This is a genomic window from Streptomyces sp. M2CJ-2, from assembly GCF_016757295.1.
Taxonomy (GTDB): domain Bacteria; phylum Actinomycetota; class Actinomycetes; order Streptomycetales; family Streptomycetaceae; genus Streptomyces.
Genome location: NZ_JAESIF010000004.1, coordinates 25,324 through 40,584, shown reverse-complemented (window position 1 = coordinate 40,584; position 15,261 = coordinate 25,324). Strand labels below are relative to the sequence as shown.

Annotated in this window: 13 protein-coding genes and 1 riboswitch; of the genes, 4 read left to right on the top strand and 9 right to left on the bottom strand. The window is 70.2% G+C overall.

From position 1 onward, the window contains the following. Positions 1-121: 121 nt before the first annotated feature. From JL475_RS05750 to JL475_RS05715, 8 genes are all read right to left on the bottom strand, one after another. On the bottom strand, positions 122-1,384 hold the full coding sequence (locus JL475_RS05750; protein ID WP_202276038.1) for an ABC transporter ATP-binding protein: 1,263 nt from the start codon (positions 1,382-1,384) through the stop codon (positions 122-124). Then, a complete protein-coding gene (locus JL475_RS05745) occupies positions 1,381-2,382 on the bottom strand; it encodes an ABC transporter ATP-binding protein (protein ID WP_202276025.1) in 1,002 nt (333 codons plus the stop codon). Before JL475_RS05745 ends, JL475_RS05750 begins: the two co-directional genes overlap by 4 nt. Before the next feature lie 6 nt (positions 2,383-2,388). Then, the gene (locus JL475_RS05740) at positions 2,389-3,348 is read right to left on the bottom strand and encodes an ABC transporter permease (RefSeq protein WP_202276023.1); all 960 of its coding nucleotides are present in this window, start codon (positions 3,346-3,348) and stop codon (positions 2,389-2,391) included. Position 3,349: 1 nt separating this feature from the next. After that, the gene (locus tag JL475_RS05735; protein WP_202276021.1) at positions 3,350-4,354 is read right to left on the bottom strand and encodes an ABC transporter permease; all 1,005 of its coding nucleotides are present in this window, start codon (positions 4,352-4,354) and stop codon (positions 3,350-3,352) included. Between the two features lie 117 nt (positions 4,355-4,471). Continuing rightward, a complete protein-coding gene (locus JL475_RS05730; RefSeq protein WP_202276019.1) occupies positions 4,472-6,142 on the bottom strand; it encodes an ABC transporter substrate-binding protein in 1,671 nt (556 codons plus the stop codon). A gap of 426 nt (positions 6,143-6,568) precedes the next feature. Continuing rightward, positions 6,569-7,318 carry an enhanced serine sensitivity protein SseB C-terminal domain-containing protein gene (locus JL475_RS05725; RefSeq protein ID WP_202276360.1) on the bottom strand — a complete coding sequence of 250 codons (750 nt, stop codon included), beginning with the start codon at positions 7,316-7,318 and terminating at the stop codon, positions 6,569-6,571. A gap of 181 nt (positions 7,319-7,499) precedes the next feature. After that, positions 7,500-8,291 (bottom strand): enhanced serine sensitivity protein SseB, encoded by a 792-nt coding sequence (locus JL475_RS05720; RefSeq protein ID WP_202276017.1) that lies wholly within the window; start codon positions 8,289-8,291, stop codon positions 7,500-7,502. A gap of 99 nt (positions 8,292-8,390) precedes the next feature. Further along, a complete protein-coding gene (locus JL475_RS05715) occupies positions 8,391-9,056 on the bottom strand; it encodes an AAA family ATPase (protein ID WP_202276015.1) in 666 nt (221 codons plus the stop codon). 217 nt (positions 9,057-9,273) lie between these two features. Beyond that, positions 9,274-9,371: riboswitch (glycine riboswitch) on the top strand. A gap of 190 nt (positions 9,372-9,561) precedes the next feature. Here JL475_RS05715 and gcvT point away from each other — a divergent pair. From gcvT to JL475_RS05695, 4 genes are all read left to right on the top strand, one after another. Beyond that, positions 9,562-10,689 (top strand): glycine cleavage system aminomethyltransferase GcvT, encoded by a 1,128-nt coding sequence (gcvT, locus tag JL475_RS05710; RefSeq protein ID WP_202276013.1) that lies wholly within the window; start codon positions 9,562-9,564, stop codon positions 10,687-10,689. A gap of 159 nt (positions 10,690-10,848) precedes the next feature. Beyond that, on the top strand, positions 10,849-11,226 hold the full coding sequence (gene gcvH, locus JL475_RS05705; RefSeq protein WP_202276001.1) for a glycine cleavage system protein GcvH: 378 nt from the start codon (positions 10,849-10,851) through the stop codon (positions 11,224-11,226). Between the two features lie 15 nt (positions 11,227-11,241). After that, positions 11,242-12,501 (top strand): serine hydroxymethyltransferase, encoded by a 1,260-nt coding sequence (gene glyA, locus JL475_RS05700; RefSeq protein WP_202275999.1) that lies wholly within the window; start codon positions 11,242-11,244, stop codon positions 12,499-12,501. Positions 12,502-12,695: 194 nt separating this feature from the next. Further along, positions 12,696-14,063, top strand: a complete 1,368-nt coding sequence (locus JL475_RS05695) for an L-serine ammonia-lyase (RefSeq protein WP_202275997.1) — start codon at positions 12,696-12,698, stop codon at positions 14,061-14,063. Positions 14,064-14,100: 37 nt separating this feature from the next. Here JL475_RS05695 and JL475_RS05690 read toward each other — a convergent pair whose 3' ends face one another. After that, a complete protein-coding gene (locus JL475_RS05690; RefSeq protein ID WP_237406348.1) occupies positions 14,101-14,961 on the bottom strand; it encodes an SGNH/GDSL hydrolase family protein in 861 nt (286 codons plus the stop codon). Between the last annotated feature and the right edge of the window lie 300 nt (positions 14,962-15,261).

The following is a 15,261-nucleotide window of genomic DNA, read 5'->3' as shown; positions in this document are numbered from 1 at the left end:
ACCCCTCGCCTTGTAAAGCAAGGCGAGGGGTGGCACGGACGTGCGGCCCGAGGAGTTCCCGGAGCACCGAACGGTTCAGCTCCGTCCGGTGCTCCGGGAATCCGAGGGATGTGGCGGTCCGTCAGTCGATCCCGGCCGAACCCTCACCGGACGCGTCCGGCGCCGCGACGTCCTGGTCCTTCGCGACGGCGTCGGCCGTCGGGTCGCCCGGGGCCTCGGCCGCCGCGGGTACCTTCTCCTTGACCACGGCGGCGTCCGGCTTGGTCGTCGAGTCGGCCGGCAGGAGCGCGGTGGGGCCCTCCGCTTCGCCCTCGATCCGCTCCACCAGCGCGTCCTCGATGGCCTCGGTCTCCGTGACGGCCTCGATGTCCATCGGCCGGGTCGGCTTCAGCTCTCCCGACGCGATCTCGGCGGTGTAGTGGCAGGCCACCCGGTGACCGCCGCCGACGTCCTTCAGTTCCGGCCGTTCGGTCGCGCACCGCTCGGCCTGCGCCCAGGGGCAGCGGGTGTGGAAGCGGCAGCCGCTGGGCGGGTTCGCCGGGGAGGGCAGGTCGCCGGTGAGCAGGATGCGCTCGCGCTTGTCCTCCACCTCCGGGTCCGGCACCGGCACCGCCGACATCAGGGCCTTGGTGTACGGGTGCTTGGGCTCGGCGTACAGCGTGTCGCTCGACGCCTCCTCGACCAGCGAACCCAGGTACATCACGCCGATCGTGTCGGAGATGTGCCGGACGACCGCGAGGTCGTGGGCGATCACCAGGTAGGTCAGGCCGAGTTCTTCCTGGAGTTCCTCCAGCAGGTTGATGACCTGGGCCTGGATCGACACGTCGAGCGCGGAGACCGGCTCGTCGCAGATGATCACGTCGGGTTCGAGGACGAGGGCGCGGGCGATGCCGATGCGCTGGCGCTGGCCGCCGGAGAACTCGTGCGGGTAGCGGGCCAGGGCGTTGGAGGGCAGGCCGACCCGCTCCAGGATCGACTTGATCTTCTCGCGGCGCTCCTCCTGGTTCTTGCCGATGCCGTGGGCGACCATGCCCTCGGACAGGATCGACTCGATGTTCTGCCGGGGGTTGAGCGAGCCCAGCGGGTCCTGGAAGACCATCTGGAGCCGGCGCCGGAAGCGGCGCATCTCCTCACCGGGCAGCTTCGCCAGGTCGGTGCCGTCGAGGACGACGGACCCCTCGGTGATGTCCACCAGTCGCAGCACGGACCGCCCGAGGGTGGTCTTGCCGCAGCCGGACTCGCCGACCAGGCCGTAGGTCTCACCGGCCTCGACCTTCAGGGACACCCCGTCCACGGCGTAGACGTGGCCGACCGTACGGTCGAACAGCACGCCCTTCTTGATGGGGAAGTGGACCTTGACGCCGTCCAGTTCGAGCAGGCTCATGCGGGGACCTCCTCGGCCTTCGCGTCGTCGAGCACAGGGTTGACGCACCGCGCCTGGTGACCGGCGGTGCGGGGCTCGGTGAGCTGCGGGGTGCCGGTCAGGCAGCCCATCTCGTACCGGTCGCAGCGCGGCGCGAAGGCACAGCCGTCGGCCCAGGCTACGCGGTCGTTGATGGAGCCGCGGATGGGCTTGAGGGACTCGCCCCGGGGCGAGTCCAGGCGCGGGATGGAGCCCAGCAGTCCGTGCGTGTAGGGGTGGGTGGGGTGGGCGAACAGGTCGCGGCGCCCGGCGGTCTCCACGGCCTTGCCCGCGTAGAGCACGTTGACCTGGTCGCAGAGGCCGGCGACCACGCCGAGGTCGTGAGTGATCATCAGCAGGGCGGTGCCCTCCTGGTCCACGAGCTCCTTGAGCAGTTCCAGGATCTGCGCCTGGATCGTCACGTCGAGGGCCGTGGTGGGCTCGTCGGCGATGAGCATGCGCGGGGCGCAGGCCACCGCCATGGCGATCAGCGCGCGCTGGCGCATACCGCCGGAGAGCTGGTGCGGGTACTCCTTGAGCCGCCGGGTCGGGTCGGGGATGCCGACCCGGTCCAGCAGGTGGGCGGCCTCCTTGCGGGCGGCCTCCCCCTTCATCCCGCGGTGGCGCTCCAGGATCTCGGTGACCTGCACGCCGAGCGGCACGACCGGGTTGAGCGAGGACAGCGGGTCCTGGAAGATCATCGCCATTTCGCTGCCGCGCAGGTCGCGGCGGGCGGACGGGCTCATGGTGAACAGGTCCGTGCCGTCGAATTCGGCGCGGCCCCCGATCGTGACGCCCTTGGGGGGCAACAGGCCCATCAGGGCCAGGGAGGTGACGGACTTTCCGCAGCCGGACTCGCCGACCAGGCCCACGACCTGGCCCTGGTCGACCTCGAAGGAGACGCCGTCGACCGCCCGGGACTCCTTGCGGCCGCGGCCGCCGAAGGTGACGGTCAGTTCGTCGACAGTGAGCAGAGACATGGTGGTTCAGCCTCTCAGCTTCGGGTCGAGGGCTTCCCGCATGGCCTCGCCGAGGAGGGTGAAGCCGAGGGCGGTGATGATGATGCCGACGGCGGGGTAGACCGCCATCATCGGCGCGTTGTCGAAGAAGCGCTGCGCCTGGGCGAGCATGACGCCCCACTCGGGGATGGCCGGGTCGGGGTTGCCCAGGCCCAGGTAGGACAGGGCGGACGCCTCGATGATCGCGGTGGCCAGGGAGAGCGTGGCCTGCACGATCACCGGGCTGAGCGAGTTGGGGATGATCTGCGAGACCACGATGCGCCGCTTGCGCACACCGAGGGACTTGGCCGCGAGCACGTAGTCCGCGCCGCCCTGCGCCAGCATGGAGCCGCGCAGCAGCCGGGCGAACACCGGGATCTGGACCACACCCACGGCGATCATCACGGTGGTCAGCGACTGGCCCATGACGGCCGCGATGGACACGGCCAGCAGCAGCGAGGGCATCGCCAGCATCATGTCGATGAAGCGCATGATGACGGAGTCGATGCGCCTTCCGGTGTCGCCGCCGAGGGTGGCGGCGGCTCCGGAGAAGCCACCGATCAGGAAGCCGATGGTCAGGCCGATGAGCGTGGCGACGACGCCGACGAGCAGCGTCTGGCGGGCGCCGACCAGCATGCGGGAGAACATGTCCCGGCCGAGGTGGTCGACTCCGAACCAGTTCCCGCCGCGCGGGCCGACGAACTCACCCCGGTTGGGGAAGACCTCGCCCCGCCAGGTCTGGGCAGTCGGGGCGTACGGGGTGAGGTAGGGCCCGACGATCGCGACGAGGACGAACAGGGCGATGACGGCCGCGCCGATGATCGCCATCTTGCTGCGCCTCAGGCGGCGGAAGGCTTCCCGCCACAGGCTGGCGCCGGTGCCGGTCTCCTTGGTCGCGGTCAGTTCCGCGAGGCGCTGGATCTTCTCGGTCTTGGTGGCGACGCTCACGCTAGTGCACCCGCACTCTCGGGTCGATGAGGCTGTACGCCACGTCCACCAGCAGGTTGATCAGGACGTACACCATCGCGATGAACATGATGAACCCGACGAGCACGGGGTAGTCTCGGCCGTCGATCGCGGTCCGGATGAAGGAGCCGATACCGCCGAAGTCGAACACGGACTCGGTCAGGACCGCGCCGGACAGCAGGGAGCCCGTGAGCAGGCCGACCGCGGTCACCACGGGGAGCATCGCGTTGCGCAGCACGTGCCGGCCGCGGACGACGCTCCGCTTGAGGCCCTTGGCCTCGGCGGTGCGGACGTAGTCCTCGTCCTGCACCTCGAGGACGCTGGCGCGGGTCATGCGCACGATGACCGCGAGCGGGATGGAGGACAGGGCGACGGCAGGCAGGACCAGGTGGTGGAGCGCGTCCCCGGTGGCGTCGAACTCCCCGGTGAGGATGCCGTCCAGGACGGCGAGACCGGTCACGCTCGTGGCGTCGATGCCGGTCTCCTGGCGTCCGGAGACGGGGAAGAACCCGAGCTCGACGGCGAAGACGCTCTTGAGGATCAGGGCAAGGAAGAAGACCGGGATGCAGATGCCGATGAGCGAACCGGAGACCGCGGTGACGTCGAGCCAGCCGCCGCGGTTGCGGGCGGCGAAGTAACCGAGCGGGATGCCGACGACCACGGCGATGAGGATCGCGAGGAGGGACAGCTCCACGGTCGCGGGGAAGCGCTGGGCGAACTCGTCCCACACCGGCTGTCCGGTCTGGGTGGAGGTGCCCAGGTCGAGTTCGGCGATGCGCTTGAGGAAGCGCCAGTACTGGACGTAGACGGGCTGGTCCAGCCCGAGCGCACGGTTGATGCGGATTACTTCGGCCTCGGTGGCCTTTTCCCCCAGGATCGCTGAGGCGGGTCCGCCGGGCAGCCGGTCGAGCCACAGGAAGAGCAGTACCGACAGGCCGAGCAGCGTGGGTATGAGCTGGAGCAGTCTTCGTACGACGAGACGCAGCACCCCGCATGCCCCTTTCTTGCGTGATGTCTTACATGAATGGACCCGCCCGGCCGCCGGTTTCCGACGGCCGGGCGGACCCCCCGTTTTTCGTTTCTTCGTTTCCTGCCGCTTACGCGCTTACTTGAAGGAGGCCTCGGAGAAGACTTCCTGCGTCAGCGGGGAGACGTTCGGCGGGTTCACGTTCTTGCCGAAGGCGATGGCCGGCGGGGAGGACGAGACCGGGACACCCGGCAGGTACTCCATGACGACCTCGTTGGCCTTCTTGTAGGCGGCGACGCGCTCGTCGTGCTTGCCGAGCTTCGAGCCGGCGTTCACGGCGTCGAAGACCTTCTTGTCCTTGAAGCCCCACTGCTTGTCGTACCCGGAGAACCAGGTGCCGATGAAGTTGAAGCCGTCGTTGAAGTCACCGGTCCAGCCGAGCATGTGCAGGTCACAGGAGCCCGCCTCGGTGGCGTCCAGGTAGTCCGGGGCCCACTTCATGGCCTTCGGCGTGACGGTGATGCCGGACTTCTCCAGGTCGGCCTTCATCAGCTCGAACAGGTCCTGCGGGGCAGGCATGTACGGGCGGGTGACCTCGGTCGGGTAGCAGAAGTCGACCTTCAGCTTCTCCTGACCGGCCTTCTTCAGGAGCTTCTTGGCGGCGTCCGTGTCGAAGGGGTACTGCTTGACGTCCTTGGAGTAGCCCTCGATCGTGTCGGGCATGAACTGGTCGGCGACCTTGCCGCCCTCGGGCAGCTGGGTCTTGACCAGGTTCTCCCGGTCGATCGACTGCGCGATGGCCTGGCGGACTTCCTTCTTCTTCAGCGCGGGGTTGGCCTCCTGGCTCATACCCACGTAGAAGAGGTTGAAGACGCCACGGGTCGGGACGGCGAAACCCTCCTTCTCGAGGGTATTGACGTCGGCCGGAGCGACGAGGTCGTAGCCGTCGATGTCACCGGCCTGCAGCGCCTGGCGGCGCGTCTGCTCGTCGGAGATCGTGCGGAAGACCAGGTTCTTGATCTTCGCCTTCTCGCCCCAGTAGTCGTCGAAGCGCTCGAGGGAAACTTCCTTGTTGCCCTTGTTCCACTTCGTGATCTTGTACGGGCCGGTACCGGCGACCGTGCCGGCCTCCTGGCTGTACTTGGGGTACGTGATGGCGTCGCCCTTGGCGGAGGCGTCCTGCTTCTTGTACTCCTCGATCGCCTTCGGCGAGTGGATCGCCAGGGCGTTGAGGGAGAAGCCGCCGGGGAGGTTGGCGGAAGGCTCCTTGACCTCGATGACGGCGGTGTTCTCGTCCTTCGCGGTGCAGGACTTGTAGTTCGCCTCGGGCGCCTCCTTGTCCTCGTTCTTCGCGAAGCCGCCCATGATGGTCTGCCAGTAGTAGGAGACCGCGCTGGACTGGTAGGTGCCCGTCCAGTTGAACCAGTGGTCGTAGTTGGCGCAGACGGCCTCGGCGTTGAACGCCTCGCCGTCGTGGAACTTCACGTTCTTGCGGAGGTTGAAGGTCCAGACGGTGCCCTTGTCGTTGCTGGACCAGTCCTCGGCGAGACCGCCGACCATCTCGCTGCCGCCGGACTCGTGCTCGATGAGAGCCTCGAACGCCTGCCGCGTCACACGGAAGGTTTCACCGTCGCTCGCGAGGGAAGGGTCCAGGGAGCCTGGGTCACCGGCACCGGCGAAGACGAAGGTGTCCTTCCTGCCTTCGCTCTTGTTGTCACTGTCCCGTTCACTGGAGCAGCCCGTGGCGATCAGAGCGACCGCCACCGCGGCCGTGATCGCCCGAGCCGCTCGGGACTTGGTTATGCGCATATTGGGGCCACTCCGGGTCCGCTATGTGGATGCATCTTGACCGGCCGAACACTACAGATGTTCACAGCGAGTCGAGAACAGTCCGGATACCGGTGATACCTACCTGAGATCTGAACAGTTGACATAAGGGACGCTTCAGGCGCCCCTCCGCCGGGAAGTGACCGTCTCGAGACATCCGACATCCCCCCAACCGCCGCCCGATAAGCGCCGAACGGTGTGAAGAACGGGTGAAACCGCAGGTGACGGGCGGTCAGCCAGCCATAGCCGAGCGCACATGACCTGAAGACTGACGTGACATCAGTCTCGTCGACGGCACGAACGTCCGCCGCCGGCACTCATGTCCACCATCTGGACACCGTCACGCTGAGTCAGGAACGGCGGGCACGACGGCCCCGGCCGTCCCGGCCTCTCGCGGAGACGGCCCGGTCAGCGCTGGTGCGCGGGCGGGTAGCCGGAGCCGGCGACGGGGGGCGGAACGGCCCCGTGGGCCTCACGGTCGTAGAACGGGCGGGCGTTGGCCCGCAGCCACATGGCGACCGGGTCGTGCTCGTCGGTCATCGCGACGGTCGACACCGGGAGCCCGTCCGGGACGGCACCGATGGACTGCTGCATCATCGCGCGCACCGCGTCGACGGCCGGCGGCGAGGTGTCGTACACGTCGAGTCCGATGGCGAGGTACGGCGCGCCCAGCGCCGGCTGCACCCAGGCGCGGCGCAACGCGCGCACGGCGGGCGTACGGTGCGCGTTCTGCGTGAGCAGGGCGTAGAACTGGGGGATCTCGATGGCGGGTTCGGACAGCCGCAGGGGCCCGGCGGGCTGCCGGTCGAGGCCGGTGGCGAGTCGGCGCAGATCGAGCCACGGGATGCCGAGGCCGCCGCCGGGGGCGTGCGGGTTGAGCCAGAGGCCGTAGCGGTCGGGGTAGAGGGCGCGGGCGGCCTCGAGGCCGTCGACCACCTCGTACGACCGGTTCCAGCCACTGGCGGACAGCTCCTGGGCGGAGGTCACGCAGGGCGCGTAGCCGAAGCCGTCGACCTCCATGTTCCCGTACTGGGCGTCCGGGGAGCCGGCCTGACCGTGCCACAGCAGCATCCAGACATGACCGGAGGAGGGGGTCGCGAGCGCGCGCAGCAACGCCTCATAGGCGTCGTAACGCCCGGGGGTCACCTGGCGCAGCATGTGCTCGACCTGTCCGGCCGCCGCGGTGCCAGCGCTCACTTTGTATCGCCCCTCCGTACAACACCCTCGCCCCAGCCAACGAACCTAGCTTAAGCCGCCCGCGGCCCGGGGGGCTCCGCCCGTCCGCCGGGCACCGGCGAGCCGACGGACGGGCGACCTCCCGCTCGCTCCGCCGGGCGGGTCAGCCCTCGCGCTGGTAGAAGGGGCGGACGCGGTCGCGCATCCATTCGCCGACCGGGTCCTGGGCCACGTCCAGGAGGACCAGGTTGACGGGCCACTTCACCGGCCGGAGGCCCAGCGCGCGGCCCAGGGCCTCGCCGGGCAGGGTCTGCAGATCGCCCTCCCACTGGGACAGTTCGACCCCGACGAACAGCACCGGGTCCGCGGTCTCGACCTCGGCGAGGCAGCGGCGTGCGGTGCTGACGACGCCGATCGCCTCGAACTCCGCGCCCGCGGCGGCGAGGAAGTCCACCGGATCGTCCTGCCAGTCGGGCTCGAACAGCTTGACCCGGCCGCCGCCCGCCGGACCGTCCAGCGGGCCGCGTCCGGCGCGGCACAGTTCGGCCACGGCGGGCGGCGGCAGCGGGACGCCGACCACGCCGCCGGGGTTCACCGCGATCCCGGCCTGCGGCGGCAGACCCCGCGCGAACTCCACCGCGGGCGCGACGGTGAACGACATGTGGGAGCCGACGACCTGGCGGAACTGTTCCTCGGAGCTGAAGACCGGGACGTACGCCTGTCCCTCGATCTCCAGGGTGGGCAGGTCCAGCGGGCCGCTGTGCGGGCCGCCGCCGTTCGGCAGCGGAACCCAGACGAAGCTCCTGCCCAGCACCTCGATGATCCGGCCGTCCGCCGAGGGCACGCCGAGGGAGGCGGAGAGCACCTCCTCCAACTCGTTGCCGGGCCATCCTCCGTGCGGATGGGGGTGAGTCTGTGCCGGGAAGTCCGCGGAGAAGCCCGCCGGGAAGTCCATCTGCCTACCGCCTGCCTGGAACCACTGCTGTGGCTGAAAAGGCTAACCGCTGCCGCGCCGCGGCCGTCAGCCCGTGCGACCGCCCGCCCCCTGCGGCCGTCAGCCCGTGAAGTCGATGCGGCGCAGCGCGTTCGCCGCGTCCCGGTCGACCAGGACCGCCGAGCCGCAGCCCGCGGGCGGGTCGCCGCGCTCCACGGACCGCAGCAGCCGGTGGACGGCGGTGCGGTGCCGCAGGAAGGCGTACCGGGAGACGCCGCGGCCGCGCTCACGCTGGCCGTCCAGCGCCTGTTCCGGGGGGACGTCGAGCAGCAGCAGATGCAGCCCCGCGCCCCGGCGGCGGGCCTCGCGGGCCAGCCAGCGGCGCACCCAGGCGTGGGTACCGCAGTCGTGCACGACGACCCCCTCGCCGGTGCGCAGGGCGCGGCGCAGCCCGGCGTAGTGGTCGAGGCGGACCAGGGGCCGGTACACCCCGTACGGCAGGAGGCGCGGCATGCGGCGGTCCCAGCGGTCGCGGGTGTCCTGGGAGTCGATCCGGGTGCCGTGCACCGCGCGCCGCATCAGTGTGGATTTGCCGCTGCCGGGCAGTCCGGTGACCACCACGAGGTCGCGGGGGCCGAAGCGCAGGGCGTGCGGACCGCGGCCGGCGCTCTCGCGCAGGTCGCGGACGACGGGCGCCGGCAGCGCGCCGTGGGCCTCCCCGGCCGAAGGGGCCTGCTGCCCGGGCGGCGCGACACCCGTGGTGGCGTACGCCGTGGTCCTGTTCACCGTGAGTCCTCCCCTGGGGCAGGCGCCTGAGCACCGTCCCCACCGAGTGTAAAGAGACGGTAACGGCGGAGCCTCTTCATTCCGTCCGTTTCCCGACACAGACCTGTCACAGCCGTCCGTACAGGCCTGGACACCCTGTGCGTACGAGGGAAAGGTCCCCCTGCCGAAGCCCCACGATGCATGCAATGATGAGCGCGCCAACTGCATACCGGCCGTTTGAATCCGCGCGGGAGAGTCCCTGGCATATTTCGCCGGGGCGCCGAAGGAGCAAGTCCCTCCCTTGAATCTCTCAGGCACCGTTACCGCGCGGGCCAGGCACATCTGAAAAGCGGGCCGCCGTGCGAGTTTCCGGCGGCTCCACCCAAGGTGCAAGCCGTGACGTCCCCTGCGCGGACGGTCATGGCGAACCTCTCAGGTTCCGATGACAGATGGGGAGGAACGTCCTCACCCTCCCCGTGCCCGGCCCCGGCCGACGGGGGACCCCATCGCCCTGGGAGACCGACCGATGAGCAGTACCGAACTCCGCCGGACAGCGCTCGACGCCCTGCATCGTTCGCTCGGCGCCACGATGACCGACTTCGCCGGCTGGGACATGCCCCTGCGCTACGGCTCCGAGCGCGACGAACACAACGCCGTGCGCACGAAGGCGGGCCTCTTCGACCTCTCGCACATGGGCGAGATCACCGTCACCGGCCCGCAGGCGGCGCGGTTCCTGGACTACGCCCTGATCGGCAACATCGGGACCGTCAAGCCCGGCCGCGCCCGCTACACCATGATCTGCAACGAGGACGGCGGCATCCTGGACGACCTGATCGTCTACCGGCTCGGTGAGCCCGAGGCCCCCGAGTACCTGGTCGTCGCCAACGCCTCCAACGCCCAGGTGGTGCTGGACGCCCTCGTGGAGCGGTCGGCGGGCTTCGACGCCGAGGTCCGCGACGACCGCGACGCGTACGCGCTGATCGCGGTGCAGGGCCCCGAGGCCGCCGGCATCCTCAAGACCCTGACCGATTCCGACCTGGACGGCCTGAAGTACTACGCCGGCCTGCCCGGTACGGTCGCCGGCGTCCCCGCGCTCATCGCCCGTACCGGCTACACCGGCGAGGACGGCTTCGAGCTGTTCGTCGCGCCGGAGCACGCGGTCGAGGTGTGGCAGGCGCTGACCGGGGCGGGCGAGGGCGTGGGGCTGGCCCCGTGCGGGCTGGCCTGCCGGGACACGCTGCGCCTGGAGGCCGGCATGCCGCTGTACGGCAATGAGCTGAGCGCCTCGCTGACGCCGTTCGACGCCGGGTTCGGCCGGGTCGTGAAGTTCGAGAAGGAGGGCGACTTCGTGGGCCGTGCCGCCCTGACCGAGGCCGCCGCCCGCGCCGAGCGGACCCCGCCCCGCGCCCTGGTGGGCCTGGTCGCCGAGGGCCGCCGGGTCCCGCGCGCCGGGTACCCGGTGGTGTCCGGCGGCGAGGTGATCGGCGAGGTCACCTCCGGCGCGCCCGCACCGACGCTGGGCAAGCCGATCGCGATGGCGTACGTCGACGTGGCTCACTCGGCGCCGGGCACCCCGGGCGTGGGCGTGGACATCCGCGGCAGCCACGAGCCGTACGAGGTCGTGGCGCTGCCGTTCTACCAGCGGCAGAAGTGACACCGTCCTAGGACGTGGGCCGCGTGCGCAGCCGCATCAGCCGGCCCCGTGCCCCCGGCCCCCTTTCATCCCCATTTCCCCCGTCCCCCCTTCACCCCTTTCACCCCCTTTCCTCGCCGTCGGTCCCGGCGGTCCCTCGCACACAGGAGGATCCAGATCATGAGCAACCCCCAGCAGCTGCGTTACAGCAAGGAGCACGAGTGGCTGACGGCCGCCGAGGACGGCGTGTCGACGATCGGCATCACGGAGCACGCGGCCAACGCGCTCGGCGACATCGTGTTCGTCCAGCTTCCCGGGGTCGGCGACACCGTGACCGCGGGTGAGACCTGCGGCGAGCTGGAGTCGACCAAGTCGGTCAGCGACCTGTACTGCCCGGTCACCGGCGAGGTCACCGAGGTCAACGAGGACGTGGTGAGCGACCCGTCGCTGGTGAACTCGGCCCCCTTCGAGGGCGGCTGGCTGTTCAAGGTGCGGGTGAGCGACGAGCCGGCCGACCTGCTCTCGGCCGCCGAGTACGACGCCTTCATCCAGGGCTGAGGAGGCCGTAACCCCATGTCGCTTCTGAACACCCCGCTGCACGAGCTCGACCCGGCCGTCGCGGCGGCGGTCGACGCCGAGCTGCACCGCCAGCAGTCCACCCTCGAGATGATCGCCTCGGAGAACTTCGCCCCGGTCGCGGTCATGGAGGCCCAGGGCACGGTCCTCACCAACAAGTACGCCGAGGGCTACCCCGGCCGCCGCTACTACGGCGGCTGCGAGCACGTCGACGTGATCGAGCAGATCGCCATCGACCGGGTCAAGGAACTCTTCGGCGCCGAGCACGCCAACGTGCAGCCGCACTCGGGTGCGCAGGCCAACGCCGCCGCGATGTTCGCGCTGCTCAAGCCCGGTGACACCATCATGGGCCTGAACCTCGCGCACGGCGGTCACCTGACCCACGGCATGAAGATCAACTTCTCCGGCAAGCTCTACGACGTGGTCGCGTACCACGTCGGTGACGACGGCCAGGTCGACATGGCCGAGGTCGAGCGGCTGGCCAAGGAGAGCAAGCCGAAGCTGATCGTCGCCGGCTGGTCGGCGTACCCGCGTCAGCTGGACTTCGCCGCGTTCCGCCGGATCGCGGACGAGGTCGGCGCGTACCTCATGGTCGACATGGCGCACTTCGCCGGTCTGGTCGCGGCGGGCCTGCACCCGAACCCGGTACCGCACGCCCACGTCGTCACCACGACCACGCACAAGACCCTCGGCGGTCCGCGCGGCGGTGTGATCCTCTCCACGGCCGAGCTGGCCAAGAAGATCAACTCCGCGGTCTTCCCCGGCCAGCAGGGAGGCCCGCTGGAGCACGTGATCGCGGCCAAGGCGGTCGCCTTCAAGGTCGCCGCGTCCGAGGACTTCAAGGACCGGCAGCGCCGCACCCTGGAGGGCGCCCGCATCCTGGCCGAGCGCCTGGTCAAGGACGACGTCAAGGCCGTGGGCGTGGACGTGCTGTCCGGCGGCACGGACGTGCACCTGGTCCTGGTCGACCTGCGCGACTCCGAGCTGGACGGGCAGCAGGCCGAGGACCGTCTCCACGAGGTCGGCATCACCGTCAACCGCAACGCGATCCCGAACGACCCGCGCCCCCCGATGGTCACCTCGGGTCTGCGGATCGGCACGCCCGCCCTGGCCACCCGCGGCTTCACGGCCGAGGACTTCGCCGAGGTGGCGGACGTGATCGCCGAGACGCTGAAGCCGTCCTACGACGTCGACGCGCTCCGGGCCCGGGTGACGGCGCTCGCCGAGAAGTACCCGCTGTACCCGGGTCTGAAGTAGTTTCGTAATTCTCGCAGTTTTCAGAATTTCGTACGCTTTTGTTCGTACGGGCGGGGCATCGCGCACACTGGACCGGTGGGCACGGTGCCCCGCACCATGCACCGCACGCCTCCAGTGCCGAGCCCTCTCCCCCGGCCTTTCCCGGCCCCACCCCGGCGGACAGCGCCGTCCACCGAACCCCTAGGAGTCCTCCCGTGGCCCTCTCGGTCTTCGACCTCTTCTCGATCGGCATCGGCCCGTCCAGCTCGCACACGGTCGGCCCGATGCGGGCCGCCCGCATGTTCGCCCGGCGGCTGGACAACGAGGGCCTGCTGAACTCGGTCGCCTCGGTCCGGGCGGAGCTGTACGGCTCGCTGGGCGCCACCGGCCACGGCCACGGCACCCCCAAGGCGGTGCTGCTCGGCCTGGAGGGCGACTCGCCCCGCACGGTGGACGTGGAGACGGCCGACGAACGGGTGGAGAAGATCAAGGAATCGGGCCGCCTGCGGCTGCTCGACGACCACGAGATCGCGTTCTCCTTCGACGACGACCTGGTGCTGCACCGCCGCGAGGCACTCCCGTACCACGCGAACGGCATGACCCTCCAGGCCTTCGACGCGTCCGGCGCCGAGGTGCTGTCGAAGACGTACTACTCGGTGGGCGGCGGCTTCGTCGTCGACGAGGAGGCGGTGGGCGCGGACCGCATCAAGCTCAACGACACGGTCCTGAAGTACCCCTTCCGCACCGGCGACGAGCTGCTGCGCCTGACCCGGGAGACGGGTCTGTCCATCTCCGCGCTGATGCTGGAGAACGAGTGCTCCTGGCGGACCGAGGAGGAGGTCCGCCGGGATCTGCTGGAGATCTGGAGGGTGATGCAGGCGTGCGTGGCGCGCGGCATGTCCCGCGAGGGCATCCTGCCGGGCGGACTGAAGGTGCGCCGCCGCGCCGCGAACACGGCGCGCAAGCTGCGCTCCGAGGGCGACCCGAAGGCCCTCGCCATGGAGTGGATCACGCTCTACGCCATGGCCGTGAACGAGGAGAACGCCGGGGGCGGCCGCGTCGTCACCGCCCCGACCAACGGCGCGGCCGGCATCATCCCCGCCGTCCTGCACTACTACATGAACTTCGTCCCCGGTGCCGACGAGGAGGGTGTGGTCCGCTTCCTGCTCGCGGCCGGCGCGATCGGCATGCTCTTCAAGGAGAACGCCTCCATCTCCGGCGCCGAGGTCGGCTGCCAGGGCGAGGTCGGCTCCGCCTGCTCGATGGCGGCGGGCGCCCTCGCCGAGGTGATGGGCGGCTCTCCGGAACAGGTCGAGAACGCCGCGGAGATCGGCATGGAGCACAACCTCGGCCTGACCTGCGACCCGGTCGGCGGCCTCGTCCAGATCCCGTGCATCGAGCGCAACGGCATGGCGGCGGTGAAGGCCGTCACCGCCGCGCGCATGGCCCTGCGCGGCGACGGCTCGCACAAGGTGTCCCTCGACAAGGTCATCAAGACGATGAAGGACACCGGCGCGGACATGTCCGTCAAGTACAAGGAGACGGCCCGGGGCGGGCTGGCGGTCAACATCATCGAGTGCTGAGGGAACAGGCCCTGACCCGAAGGCCGCGGGACGGCGCCTACGCCGCGCGAACGGCCGCGGCGAGGGCCTCTCCGACGGCCCGGGCTCCTGAGGCGTTGGGATGCAGCGGCGCGGCCGCACGGGTGGGGACCAGTCCCTCGACGTAGCGGTCGGCGGGGGCGGCGCAGACGTCGTGTCCGATGCTCGGGGTGTAGGTGTCGACGAAGGCGGCGCCGTGCTCTTCGGCCGCCTTCCTCAGTACGGTGTTGAGGTGGTTGATCGCGCCTTGGAGGTGGTTGGCGTCCTGCTTCCAGAAGGGCTGGGCGGGGTGGCAGCCGTCTTTGCGGAAGTAGTTGCCGTAGCCGACGACGAAGACCTCGGCACGCGGTGCCCGTCGCGCGATGCCGTCCAGGACCGCGGCGAAGGCCGGTGCCCAGGCGTCGATGCGGGCCCTGACCTTGTCGGTGCCGCCGGCGGTGTTCTCTTTCGCGCAGCTGGTGCCGTAAGGCGGGGGCAGGATGTTGACGCAGCCCAGCAGCTCGCCGAAGAGGCCGGCGTCGTTGCCGCCGATGGTGACGCTGACGATGTCGGTGTCGGGCGTGAGCGCGTCGTACTGGGGCGCGGTTCCCTGGTGCTGGGCGGTGCTCAGATGGCGGCTGGTGGCGCCGGAGCAGCTGACGTCGGTGAGTTTCGCGCCGAGGGCCTTGGCCGCGATGTGGGGATAGTCGGCCAGGGAGCGCAGGCACTTCAGGTCGGCCGGGTCGGTGGGCGGCACCAGCGGTGCGGCCGCGTAGGAATCGCCGAGCGCGACGTACCGCGGTGGTTCGGCTGCGGCGGACGCGGCCGGGGCCGATGTCGTGGCCCCTACGGCCCCGGTGGACAGAACGGTGGCCAGGGCCAGGCGCAGGGCTGTTTTCAAGGACGTCTCCATTCGGCACGTGCGCGGACGTGGTCCCGCCTTGCCATGATCTTGCTCGAGCAGGGGTGCCGCCGCACGGCGGCCTGCGGGAACCGGTCCCTCCGGAGCAAGACGCCACCGGACCACTGCCCGCCGGGCTTCCCCGCTGTGCAAGGAGGTTCCGGTCAACCGGTCAGGGCGGGGGCGAAGCCTCAGGTTCACCTGTTCGGCCGCCGCCCGTTCGGCGTACTCTTGTCTGTTGGGACTCCGGTCCGGGCACGGGGTCCGGACAGGGGCTCGGGTACGGGGTCCGGTGTTCTG

What these genes read in the sequence shown, in the direction of transcription:
- JL475_RS05720 (WP_202276017.1), bottom strand. Translation starts at nt 8,291, where the DNA reads ATGGACTTCCCGGCGGGCTTCTCCGCGGACTTCCCGGCACAGACTCAC.
- JL475_RS05725 (WP_202276360.1), bottom strand. Translation starts at nt 7,318, where the DNA reads ATGCTGCGCCAGGTGACCCCCGGGCGTTACGACGCCTATGAGGCGTTG.
- gcvT (WP_202276013.1), top strand. Translation starts at nt 9,562, where the DNA reads ATGAGCAGTACCGAACTCCGCCGGACAGCGCTCGACGCCCTGCATCGT.
- JL475_RS05730 (WP_202276019.1), bottom strand. Translation starts at nt 6,142, where the DNA reads ATGCGCATAACCAAGTCCCGAGCGGCTCGGGCGATCACGGCCGCGGTG.
- glyA (WP_202275999.1), top strand. Translation starts at nt 11,242, where the DNA reads ATGTCGCTTCTGAACACCCCGCTGCACGAGCTCGACCCGGCCGTCGCG.
- JL475_RS05745 (WP_202276025.1), bottom strand. Translation starts at nt 2,382, where the DNA reads ATGTCTCTGCTCACTGTCGACGAACTGACCGTCACCTTCGGCGGCCGC.
- gcvH (WP_202276001.1), top strand. Translation starts at nt 10,849, where the DNA reads ATGAGCAACCCCCAGCAGCTGCGTTACAGCAAGGAGCACGAGTGGCTG.
- JL475_RS05750 (WP_202276038.1), bottom strand. Translation starts at nt 1,384, where the DNA reads ATGAGCCTGCTCGAACTGGACGGCGTCAAGGTCCACTTCCCCATCAAG.